Source organism: Enterococcus sp. AZ109, from assembly GCF_051714625.1.
Lineage (GTDB): Bacteria > Bacillota > Bacilli > Lactobacillales > Enterococcaceae > Enterococcus_A.
Genome location: NZ_JBIOSF010000001.1, coordinates 1,394,444 through 1,405,875, shown reverse-complemented (window position 1 = coordinate 1,405,875; position 11,432 = coordinate 1,394,444). Strand labels below are relative to the sequence as shown.

At 41.7% G+C, this 11,432-nt stretch carries 11 protein-coding genes, 1 pseudogene and 1 riboswitch; of the genes and pseudogenes, 8 read left to right on the top strand and 4 right to left on the bottom strand.

Annotation, left to right across the window (positions count from 1 at the left end; genetic code table 11):
* The first annotated feature begins 135 nt into the window (after positions 1-135).
* The 5 genes and pseudogenes from aroE to IGI42_RS06650 all read left to right on the top strand — a co-directional run bounded on the left by aroE (position 136) and on the right by IGI42_RS06650 (position 4,538).
* Positions 136-1,014, top strand: coding sequence for a shikimate dehydrogenase (aroE, locus tag IGI42_RS06670; protein WP_438715050.1), 879 nt, complete (start codon positions 136-138; stop codon positions 1,012-1,014).
* 13 nt (positions 1,015-1,027) lie between these two features.
* Positions 1,028-2,068, top strand: a complete 1,041-nt coding sequence (gene aroF, locus IGI42_RS06665; RefSeq protein WP_438715049.1) for a 3-deoxy-7-phosphoheptulonate synthase — start codon at positions 1,028-1,030, stop codon at positions 2,066-2,068.
* Positions 2,062-3,122: pseudogene (gene aroB, locus IGI42_RS06660) on the top strand (3-dehydroquinate synthase). Before aroF ends, aroB begins: the two are co-directional and overlap by 7 nt.
* 31 nt (positions 3,123-3,153) lie before the next feature.
* On the top strand, positions 3,154-3,651 hold the full coding sequence (locus tag IGI42_RS06655) for a shikimate kinase (RefSeq protein ID WP_438715048.1): 498 nt from the start codon (positions 3,154-3,156) through the stop codon (positions 3,649-3,651).
* A gap of 152 nt (positions 3,652-3,803) precedes the next feature.
* Positions 3,804-4,538 (top strand): class I SAM-dependent methyltransferase, encoded by a 735-nt coding sequence (locus IGI42_RS06650; RefSeq protein ID WP_438715047.1) that lies wholly within the window; start codon positions 3,804-3,806, stop codon positions 4,536-4,538.
* A 104-nt stretch (positions 4,539-4,642) separates the two neighbouring features.
* Here IGI42_RS06650 and IGI42_RS06645 read toward each other — a convergent pair whose 3' ends face one another.
* Positions 4,643-5,086, bottom strand: coding sequence for a GNAT family N-acetyltransferase (locus IGI42_RS06645; protein WP_438717019.1), 444 nt, complete (start codon positions 5,084-5,086; stop codon positions 4,643-4,645).
* Complete coding sequence (locus tag IGI42_RS06640) at positions 5,083-5,205, bottom strand: hypothetical protein (RefSeq protein ID WP_438715046.1); 123 nt, start codon at positions 5,203-5,205, stop codon at positions 5,083-5,085. Before IGI42_RS06640 ends, IGI42_RS06645 begins: the two co-directional genes overlap by 4 nt.
* A 445-nt stretch (positions 5,206-5,650) precedes the next feature.
* Positions 5,651-5,818, top strand: a riboswitch (M-box (ykoK) riboswitch).
* Between the two features lie 108 nt (positions 5,819-5,926).
* Between IGI42_RS06640 and IGI42_RS06635 the strand changes: the two genes are divergently transcribed.
* The 3 genes from IGI42_RS06635 to IGI42_RS06625 all read left to right on the top strand — a co-directional run bounded on the left by IGI42_RS06635 (position 5,927) and on the right by IGI42_RS06625 (position 9,213).
* Positions 5,927-7,081 carry an FtsW/RodA/SpoVE family cell cycle protein gene (locus IGI42_RS06635; protein WP_438715045.1) on the top strand — a complete coding sequence of 385 codons (1,155 nt, stop codon included), beginning with the start codon at positions 5,927-5,929 and terminating at the stop codon, positions 7,079-7,081.
* The gene (locus IGI42_RS06630) at positions 7,056-8,237 is read left to right on the top strand and encodes an FtsW/RodA/SpoVE family cell cycle protein (RefSeq protein ID WP_438715044.1); all 1,182 of its coding nucleotides are present in this window, start codon (positions 7,056-7,058) and stop codon (positions 8,235-8,237) included. The genes IGI42_RS06635 and IGI42_RS06630 overlap by 26 nt, the downstream gene beginning before the upstream one ends.
* 82 nt (positions 8,238-8,319) lie before the next feature.
* Positions 8,320-9,213: an LCP family protein gene (locus IGI42_RS06625; protein WP_438715043.1), complete on the top strand. Its 894-nt coding sequence runs from the start codon at positions 8,320-8,322 to the stop codon at positions 9,211-9,213.
* Positions 9,214-9,282: 69 nt separating this feature from the next.
* Here IGI42_RS06625 and dat read toward each other — a convergent pair whose 3' ends face one another.
* Together dat and IGI42_RS06615 are read right to left on the bottom strand one after the other, a co-directional pair.
* Positions 9,283-10,140 carry a D-amino-acid transaminase gene (gene dat, locus IGI42_RS06620; RefSeq protein ID WP_438715042.1) on the bottom strand — a complete coding sequence of 286 codons (858 nt, stop codon included), beginning with the start codon at positions 10,138-10,140 and terminating at the stop codon, positions 9,283-9,285.
* 8 nt (positions 10,141-10,148) lie between these two features.
* Entirely contained in the window at positions 10,149-11,255 is a 1,107-nt protein-coding gene (locus IGI42_RS06615; protein WP_438715041.1) for a YkvI family membrane protein, read from the bottom strand.
* Positions 11,256-11,432: the final 177 nt, after the last annotated feature.

Sequence of the window (11,432 nt, the reverse complement as noted above, 5' to 3'; positions counted from 1 at the left end):
TAGATGAATTTATCTATAGTGGCTTTTTCTTTACCCAATTTTCGGGAGCAGAAGACTCATTGTAGATTTTTCATCTACAATGAGTCTTTTTTGTTACTTTGGCGAACAAATTCACGAAAAATCAGGAGGTAAGGTATGGAAAAAGCAATTTCGGGACAAACTAGATTGGCTGGTTTATATGCATTGCCAGCTAGACACAGCTTTTCGCCAACGATGCATACGACATCGTTTCGCGAGTTAGGAATTGATGCCGTCTATCTTAGCTTTGATGTGCAGCCTGAGACGTTGGGCCGTTCGATTCAAGCGATTTGCGATTTAGAAATGCTCGGCGTGAATCTTTCAATGCCTCACAAAATGGCAGCTGTGGAACACATGGATGAATTAAGTCAGGCGGCTCGTCTGATTGGTGCGATTAACACCATTGTTAACCAAGACGGTAAATTAATCGGACATACAACCGATGGGATAGGTTGTTTGGAAAGCTTGAAGGAACATAACTTGACAGTAGTAGACAAGAAAGTAACGATCTTAGGTGCTGGTGGTGCGGCAACTGCGATTATTACCCAGGCTGCTCTAGACGGTGCCAAGGCAATTGATGTCTTTAATATTCAAGATTCCTTCTATCAAACCATCGAACCAAAATTAAAACGAATCGAAGAAGAAACGAATTGCCACTTAACCCTTTATGATCTGCAGGATGAAGAGCAATTGAGTCGTTCGTTAGCTGACAGTGATCTACTAATCAATGGAACAAACGTTGGAATGGACCCCGATCCAGAGCAAATGCCCATTCCAAACGCTGATCTGCTGAGAAGTGATTTACCAGTCTTTGATGTCATTTATCACCCGGCACAAACAGCTCTGCTTAAAGCAGCTGAAGCTAAAGGAGCTATCGCAATTAACGGCTTAGGGATGTTGCTTCATCAAGGAGCGGCTGCCTTTAAACTATGGACAGATCAAGATATGCCAGTAGAAATTATTCGACCGTTGTTAGCAGCGGAAATTCTAAAATAGGAGAGTGGATGAAATGATTTTAATTATGAAGCAAGAGGTAACTGAAAGCGAATTGTTGCCGATTATCAATAAAATAAAAGAAAAAGGGTTAGGCGTACAAGTAAATCATGGAAAAGATCGGATTGTTTTAGGACTATTGGGAGATCCAGAAATTCTTCAGACCGTGTCATTCCAGCGGTACCCATCAGTTGATCGGGTAGTGCCAATCACTAACAGCTACAAGCTGACTTCCCGTGAGTTCCATCCACAAAACACGGTGGTAGATGTAGATGGTGTCAAGATTGGTGATGGCAGCTTCGTAACAATGGCAGGTCCTTGTTCCGTTGAAGGAGAAGAGCAAATCATGGAAGCAGCGAGAATGGCTAAGGCTGGCGGAGCAAAAATTCTTCGTGGGGGTGCCTACAAGCCACGTACTTCACCTTACGCTTTCCAAGGATTAGGGGAAGATGGATTGATCATGATGCGTAAAGCTGCCGATGCTCATGGCTTAAAAGTCATCACTGAGGTCATGGATGAAGCCCACATTGATGTAGTTGCTCAATACGCCGATGTCATTCAAATTGGGGCCCGCAACATGCAAAACTTCCGTTTATTAGAAGCAGTTGGTAAAACCGGCAAACCAATCGGCTTAAAACGTGGCATTTCCGGTACGATTGAAGAATGGTTGAATGCAGCCGAATACATTGCGGTGCAGCAAAATTTCAACATCTTATTCATTGAACGCGGCATTCGCACTTACGAACGAGCGACTCGAAACACGCTGGATCTAAGTGCTGTCCCATTAATTAAAAAGTTGAGCCATTTCCCAGTCATCGTGGACCCGAGCCACGGTACAGGAATCTGGGATTTGGTTTCACCAATGGCTCGAGCGGGTGTTGCCAGCGGAGCTGACGGAATGATCGTCGAAATCCATCCTGATCCAATTAATGCATGGTCAGATGGGGATCAATCCTTGAACGAAAAGAATTACCTGCAAATGATGAAGGAAGTACAAGTATTAACTGAAGCAATGCAACAAATTAATGAATTATCGAAGGAGGAAATCGTATGCTAAATATCAACTTACCTAGCAAAAGCTATGAAATTCTTGTCCAAAAAGATGCCTTAAAAAAAATCGGCAGCTGGACAGGCGAACTTTGGACCCAACGAAAAATTGCCCTAATCAGTGACTCTAACGTGTTTCCTCTTTACGGGGAAACCGTGATGCAATACTTAGGTATTCAAGGCTACGAGGTTCATCCTTACGTAGTTGACGCTGGCGAGAAAAGTAAATCACTGGCAACTGCCAATGAGATTTACGATTTCCTAACAGCTCACGATTTCAGTCGGAGTGATTCATTAATCGGCTTAGGGGGAGGCGTAATCGGTGATTTAACCGGATTTGTCGCTTCAACTTACATGCGTGGGTTGTCCTTCATCCAAGTGCCTACCTCATTGTTGGCACAAGTTGATTCCAGTATCGGAGGAAAAACCGGTGTGAATTGCGAAAAAGCCAAAAACTTAATCGGTACCTTCGCTCAACCAGATGGCGTACTGATTGATCCAAATACGTTAAAAACATTACCGGAAAGAAGACTGTCTGAAGGGATGGCGGAAGTGATCAAATGTGCCCTCATTCAAGATAAAAATTTATGGAAGCAATTACGTCATTTAACTAAGCTAGACGATATCATGGCCCAGAGCGAAAGCATCATCCAAAAAGCCCTAAAGGTCAAAAAGACTTTAGTGGAAAGAGACGAATTCGATCAGGCAGATCGCCTGCTACTGAACTTCGGCCATACAATCGGCCATGGGTTAGAAGCGAGTGAAAATTACGAAATGATCAGCCATGGGGAGGCTGTTTCGCTGGGGATGGTCCAAATGACCCGAGGTGCTGAAAAAAAGGCTTATGCAGAAGTCAGCTAACTGAAGAAATCATACAAATGGTGGAGAAGTTTCAGTTGCCTTCTGCCTATACACCTTGGAATCCGGATAAAATTTACCAAGCAATTTTACATGATAAAAAGGTTCGCGGAGACAAGATTCATATTGTACTTGTAGAGGATATCGGGAAGAGTCAAATCCATACCGTTCCTCTGCCTGAATTAAAAGAATACTTACTAGCATAAAAAATGATCATAAAAAAAGGAGCAAAACACAATGGAATCTATTATTTTAATCGGCTTTATGGGCGCAGGAAAAACAACAATCAGTCATGAGGTAGCGAATTTATTAAATTGTCAACGAGTGGACATGGACGATGTATTAGTTGAACGTATCGGCTCCATCAGTCAATACTTCGAAAAACACGGCGAAGCCTCTTTCCGTGAGCATGAAACAAAATTGTTAAAAGAAGCCATCACTCAAAAGTCGGTCATCGCAACTGGTGGTGGGGTAATCATGCAGGAAGAAAATCAACAAGTATTAGCGGACAAAAAAGTGATTTACTTAAAAGCTGACCCTGAGATCTTAATTGACCGTATTCGCAATGATGAAGAAAATATTCGTCCTAATGCAGCCAATAAAAACGACAGTGAGATCAAGCAATTGTTCCACTCGAGAGAAAGATTCTACGAACAATTAGCAAAAATTACCGTGGACACCTCCAATCGCTGTCCGCAAGAAATCGCACAAGAAATTGTTCAGCACCTTGCTTAGTCTTATCTGGTACAAAATGTGTTAAACTGTGGGTAAGAAAAAAACATGCGCACGGCATGATTGAAAGGAGCGAGGAACGATGATTGCCCACAAAAGAGAGGAACTCCATGTAATAGCCAACCAATAATTTCAATTACATGGAGGAAATGAAAATGACAAACAATATTTATGACAACGAAGAATTTTTTGAAAGCTACAGCCAAATGGAACGTAGTAAAAAAGGCTTGGATGGTGCGGGTGAATGGCAGACGTTAAAAGAGCTGTTACCAGATTTTAAAGACAAGACTGTCCTTGATTTAGGCTGCGGATATGGCTGGCATTGTATCTATGCTGCGGAGCATGGGGCTAAAGCTGTTACAGGAGTGGATATCTCTGAGAAAATGTTGGAAGTAGCCAGACAGCAGACCCCTTATGACAATGTTACCTACTTGCAAGAAGGCATAGAAGAAGCTTCTTTTACAGCTGACCAATTTGACGTAGTGATCAGTTCTTTAGCGTTTCATTACATCCCCTCATTTGAGGTAGTGGCAAAAAATGTTCATGCCTATTTAAAAACAGGTGGACAATTTATTTTTTCAGTGGAACATCCGGTGTTTACCGCTTATGGCACTCAGGATTGGTACTATGATGAAACTGGTGAAATCGCTCATTTTCCGGTGGATAATTACTTTTATGAAGGCAAGCGTTCCGCTCATTTCTTAGGCAGTGAGGTCACGAAATACCATAAAACCTTGACCACCTATTTAGACGGTTTGTTGACGAATGGTTTCACCATTGATCGAATCGTTGAGCCGACACCGCCGGAGAATATGCTGGATATCCCGGGGATGAAAGATGAATTTAGACGACCAATGATGCTGATTGTTTCAGCAACCAATTCAAAATAAGATTCCAGACCCTATCAGAGAAAATGCTGATAGGGTCTCTTTTGTAGTGCTGTTTTCAATTGTAGGAACGAGTGAAAAATCGATACGATAGCAAAAAGATGTGCTTATTGTTCTTCGACAGACTGATTGTTTTGTGTTTTTCCTAGCTGAATCCAGTAAAGGCAAACTGTTTGTCCAGCATCATTCATTTTTTCTTCGATCAACACCCCACTATTTTGCTCAATCGTTCGGATAGAACCAAGATTATCAGCGTGACATCCCAGCATTACCTCAGATAGCCCCAATATTTCAGCATATCCTAACCCCAGATTTAATATCTCTGTCGCATAACCTTTCCGCCGTTCTGTTGGCCGAACCGCATAACCGATGTGTCCAGCGTAGTTGCGTAAAAGTGGATGGTCAATGTGATGACGAATATCAATAATGCCAATAATCTTGTGGTCACTTTTGCGCAGAGCAAAGAAGACCGTAGACGGCACCCAATTTGACTGACGAGTTTCTTCACTACGACTATTTCGAGTGTACACTAACCAGTCTTGATAATTCATCTGATCCAACAAACCACTACCAGGATTACTGGCTCATCCTGATCAAAAAATTCTTGCTTAAAAGTGAGGACTGCTTTTTCTAAACAGGTTTCCGGTAATACCAAAACTAATTCTTCCAATTCAATATCTCCTTAATCTAGTTTTCCTTAGTTTAGCACAATAAGTAGGATAGTAAATAGGTCGCCTTCGTTTTAATTGTTATTTATTTTGAAATTCCGTGGTCTTTTATAATTTGTTATCGAATACCTATTATTGAGTTTTGGGGATTATGAATGAAATGAATAGTTATTGTTATGATTTTTGTGATGAGGGCTTTTATCTCATTTGCCCTGGCATAATAGATTTTTTTCTAATGCTAACTTAGTGCTAATCGAAAGTATCCAATGAGCATCACTCTGGTTTTTCTGATGTGAAAATAGATTTCCTTATTTTATAAAATATATAATCGTTCTTTTATCTTTTCTTCATTGTTATTAAGAAAGAGTAAATTCAAGGGGGAATTTCGGTTTTTGGTTGCAACTTAGTCCTGCCTAAGAGTAAGATGAGGTCGTGAAAATAAAATAGCAACAACCTTGTTAGGTGAGGCTCCTATACAAACACAAGCTATTGCTCAGAAACATCGAAAGATGCCAACGGGTAAAACAGGAATTGTCGGATTAAGGCTTTTCAAAAATAGCTAAGACCCAGGTCTTTACGTTGTATAGTGCTAAAACTCGGACGATGAGATGACGCTTGGTCAGAATTCTTGTTCGAAAAGGTTTCTGACCTTTTTTGTATGGATTCTAAAAAGTATAAATAACCGCTCGTGTTCACCTAATAGTTGTTAAAGGAGGTGAAACGATGCAGCAGATAAAAAAGATCGATTGGTGGATTTTAGGACCGTATGCTGTCCTGAGCACAATCGGTCTTTTAGAGGTTTACAGTGCCAGTTCTTATCGTCTAATGATTGCTGGTGAAAATCCACAGAGCTTGTTCTATCGGCAACTAATTTTTATGGGATTAAGCTGGTTGGTTATTGCTCTAACATTCTCCATCAAGCTGTCGCATTTTTTAACGCTGCGAATGGCTCAGCTATTGTTAGGTTGTTCGGCACTGTTGCTTCTATTGGTAAAAGTTCATTTATTTGGCGTAACTGTTAATGGTGCGCAACGCTGGGTTTCTATTTTTGGCATCCAGTTTCAGCCATCTGAGCTTGCCAATATCGCGTTGATTTTTTATTTAAGCTACTATTTCCGCAATCCGTTGCAGACAAAGCAAGAATTACGGGCACCAATCTTCGTTACGCTGTTTCTGATGCTCTTAATTCTGGTTCAGCCTAAGGTAGCAGGAGCTGTCTTGATTTTGGTTATTGCGGGGGTTTTATTTTGGTCATCAGCGATAGCCGTTGATATTGGTCTGATCTTAGGGGTGGGTGCGGTTATTCTAATGAGTGCTGTTTCTGGAATTGTCCTGCTCTTGGGTAAGTTCCAATTATTGCCTCACCTTTTTCAACATGTGTATGAGCGGATTGCGGTCGCAGGTAACCCGTTTGCAGATATCAATGGTGTGGGTTATCAAATGAGTAATTCTTACTATGCTCTGTATAACGGAGGGTTCTTCGGGCGGGGTATCGGCAACAGTATCACGAAAAATGGCTATTTACCGGAAGCTGAAACGGATTTTATCTTTTCCATCATCGTTGAGGAATTGGGACTCATTGTAGCTATCGGAATTTTGTTTTTGTTATTTCTGATATGCTTACGCTTATTCCAAATAAGTACCCGTTGTGAAAATCATCAAGCGGCGTTGGTTTTATTAGGAATCGGCACATTGCTATTGGCACAAACGAGCATTAATATTGCCAGCATATTGGGGCTTATTCCGATGACTGGGATTCCTTTGCCCTTCATTAGTTATGGTGGAACCAGTTATTTGATTCTTTCTTTCTGTATCGGGATTGCCTTGAATATTTCAGCAAAGGAGGTGCCCTATGCTAAGAAGAAAAGAATGGAATGATGCGTTGCTGCTGCCGATTTTTTTATTCCTGCTGCTGAGCATTTGGGTGCAATATCAGACAGCTGTGCTAGAAGGGAAATTGGTACAACCGATTGTAGTTAAGCAGCTGATCTTTAGTGGGTTAGCATTAGCCACTTTGCTAACAGCTCGTCGCTTACCTTTTTCGTTTCTCGTGAAATATGCACCGCTATGGTATGGACTTTCGCTAGGAGTCATGGTGCTGCTGCAGTGGTATTATGACCCAGCCATGTTTGAATTAACAGGAACCAAACGCTGGCTGAGAATCGGACCGCTAACGCTGCAGCCCTCTGAAATGATGAAAATTACCTTTATCTTAATGCTGGTCCATTGCACCTTACATTATGAGCAGAGAACCCAAAATCGAACGTGGCAGTCTGACTGGCGCTATATGCAAAAAAGCTTGTTGCTTGCTTTACCGACCTTTCTTTTAATGTTTTTGCAGCGGGATTTTGGCACGAGTCTGGTATTCGTCTGCATTTTAGGAGCACTGTTTATTATTGCGGGAGTTAATAAGCGGATTTTATTTTGCTTAGCAGGTTTATTGGCTGTGCTAGGCAGCTGCTTGCTGCTTTTCGTTTTCACTGAATGGGGAAGAGCGATTCTAAAAGTTTTGCATTTCAAGGAATACCAGCTAAATCGGATTGAAGCATGGGTAGACCCTCAAAAATATCAGGACTCTATCTCGTTTCAACAGGTTCGCAGTATGCTGGCGATCGCTACCGGTGGATTTACTGGAAAAGCTGGCGATGCCGCCTGGGTCTATGTCCCAGTCAGAGAGTCTGATATGATTTTTACCGTTATTGGTGAAAAATTTGGCTTTATCGGCAGCAGCGGCGTCCTATTTTTGTACGTGTACCTATTTTATCAACTGTTGGTGGCAGGAATGCAAACCAATAAACGAGCTGCGCTTTATTTTTCGGTAGGGCTGGTTTTTTCGCTGGTGTTTCAAACGGTGGAAAATATCGGGGCAGCTATTGGAATGTTGCCGTTGACAGGGATTCCGTTACCCTTTTTGAGTCAAGGAGGGACATCTTTAATTACCGTATGTTTGGGGCTAGGAATCGTTTTAGGAATGGAAAAAAGCGGGCCGAAGAGTTGCCGCTCATTCGACCCGCAAACAAAAGGGATAGACTGAGAAATTCTCAGCTTGAATTAGCATAAAGGATCGTCTGCGAATTTTCAAGCGAGCGTTTCTCTTCAATAGAAAGGAACAACAAATGAATAAACGACAGACAGCGATCATTATTATACTCACGCTTTTAGTGGCAGTAGTAGGGTTTACTTCCTTTGAGTTTATCCACGGTTTTTCGACTGAAAAGCAGACGAAGCCAACGAAAGACTCTTCAGCTCTGCCGGTACCTGAGGGCATCCCCTCAGTTATTAATGTTGTATTAGTTGGCTCCGATGCACGACCAGATGACAAGAGTGGTCGTTCAGACAGTCTGATGATCGCTCAATACAATCGTGAGACTAAGCAGCCTAAGCTAGTCTCCATCATGCGAGATTCTTACGTGGAAATTCCCGGATATGATAAGGACAAGATTAACGCCGCCTACTTTTATGGCGGAATCCCCTTGCTGGAAGAAACCTTAAAGCAAAATTTTTCGGTGGAACCGCCGTATTATATCAGTATGACTTTTGACAAGTTTGTCGATTGTATCAATGAACTCTTCCCCAAAGGAGTCACTCTAGATGCCCAGGAGTCCTTTGAATTAGACGGAGTGGAAATTAATAAAGGGAAACAGCAGATGGATGGCAATACGTTATTGCAGTACGCTCGCTACCGTGGGGATGGGGAAGGAGACTTCGGTCGGATCAAGCGGCAACAACAAGTAGTGGAAGCCTTGAGCCAACAAGCTAAAGAAGTCACAACTCTCCTAAAATTGCCAAAAACAATTGGTAAACTAATGGGGAGTATTGAAACGAATCTACCAAACAAAGTCCTACTTGCTTGTGGATTAGATTTTATTAAAGGGGAGCAGCAATCGCTTAAAACGCTCTCGATACCGGTAGAAGGTAGCTGGAACTACAATGATGATACGCCTTCTGGTAGTGTGCTAGAGCTAGAATTGGAACAAAATCAGCAAGCTATTTCAGCGTTTTTGCATTAAAAAGAGGTTATGACGTTTTATGTCACAGCCTCTTTCTTTTTGTTAACGAGGACTAATACGAAGCTTGATTTATAAGGTAATCCCGCAATTTTTCTCAATTTCAGCTACAAAATACTCTTCCAACTCGGCGGAAAGAGGGCCACGTTTGCCGTCGCCGATGGTTTCGCCATCAATCGCTGTGACAGGCGTTACTTCTGCCATAATGCTGGAAATAAAGACTTCGTCGGCATTTTTAAGCTCGTCTACTGAAAAAATCCGTTCCTCAATCGCAATATCATTTTCTTTTGCCAGCTTTAAAATAGTCTGACGGGTAATTCCGTTTAAAATTAAATTGTCAGCAGGATGGGTAATCAACGTGCGGTCTTTTATGATAGAGACATTGGAATGAGAGCATTCAGTTACATGATTCTCATCGCGATACAAAATAGCTTCGTCGGCGCCCGCTTTGGCCGCCTGATTTTTTGCCATGATGTTACCTAACAGATTCAAACTCTTAATATCACAATGCAACCAGCGATCATCTACCGCTGTAACAGCAGTAATCCCTTTTTCGAAAGCGGCCGGATCACGAGGAGCAGCCATGGAAGTCGCCATTAAGACGGCTTTTGTTTCTGGCAAATACACATGATTTCGTGGCGCTTGTGTTCCACGAGAGACCTGCAAATAAACAACCCCGCTGTCTAGTTGGTTCGCTTCAAGCATGGCATACAGCTGCTCTTCCAATTCATCCTTTGTATAAGGAATCTCCAAATCAATTAATTTAGCGCTCCGGTACAAACGAGCCATATGTTCATCGAAGGTAAACATTTTTCCATGATATACGCGAATGCCTTCATAAATGCCATCACCAAATTGATAACCGCGGTCTTCAATATCTACCTTGGCTTCCTCACGTTCAACTAATTGACCATTTAATACAACTTTCATCCTTATCCCTACTTCCCTTTTTTGATAATTCGTGCTAATTCTGAACCAAGTACACAAACAATTAAGGCTAAGCCAATAAAGCCGCTAAACGGGTAAATCGTTCCGACTAGCTGACCGAAAGGCAATTGGCCGCCGATTAAACATGCAAAAACTAAGACAAAAATTAAAATCCGATATTTTTTTTGATCGGCCTGTTCGCCCAAAATGGCATTGGCAGTCGTCCAAATCATAGGAGCCGCCGTACTAAAAATTTCTCCTAATAAGATAAAAGAGAAAAACAAAGAAACAGCTGGTGAAATTTGTTCCGCTAAGAACAGTACCGGGACTTCCAAGGTAACAGCCTCATTGTAATAACCTAACAGCGCAATATTTAACACTAAAGCCGCTAGCATCAAAGCCACTCCTCCACAAATGCCGCCCAGAATCGCTTCTTTTTTTGAACTAGCCGTTTTCCCTAAAGCTGCCACAAAGGGGATGCCACAACCGATATTATAGCTGACAAACAAAACACTGGCGCCTAGCCAATAATTTCTAGAGTTACCAAAGCCATAAGCCACATTGGTAGCCTGATCCATCTGCTGACTTAATACTGAAAGATCCAGCGGATGACGAATAATTGTAACGACTCCAATAAAAATCGTGAAGAAAATCGTTAAAGGACCCAAGTAGCCGATGACATCGACTAGACGGCGTAAGCCAAACATCGTAGAAACCAATACTAGTAAAGACATTCCCACGGTTCCAATCAAACTAGGCAGATTAAAATACTGCTCAAAGGTCGCACCAGCTCCAGAAATCATGATCACCGCTACGGCGAAACAAAAAGCTGGAGTAAAAAATTGCATGAATTTTCCGAAAATCCGACCACAAAAATGCCGAAACGGATCAACTTTCTCTTTACGCGTAACAAATCCATACTTCATCACAATCAACCCGACTAAGGAAAAAAGTGCCATGCTGATCAACGTGCCAATAATACTCATTTGACCATAAGCCGTAAAGAATTGGACAATTTCTTGACCACTAGCAAAACCTGAACCAATAAAGAACGCAATAATCGCACCTGACATTTTGAAAATTGATAAAAAACTAACTTTTTGCTGTTTAGAAGTCACCGTTTGTATCCACCCCTTTAATTAAAATTTATTCATATTTATATAATCATAATTTAACCAAAAGGAAAGGTCAATGACAAGTGACAAATAACCCGGTTTAATAGCAATCTACGTGTTTCTTCTATAGAAACGGGCGAGAGTCACACTCACGATCGGCAGTAAAAAACGAAGCGAGCG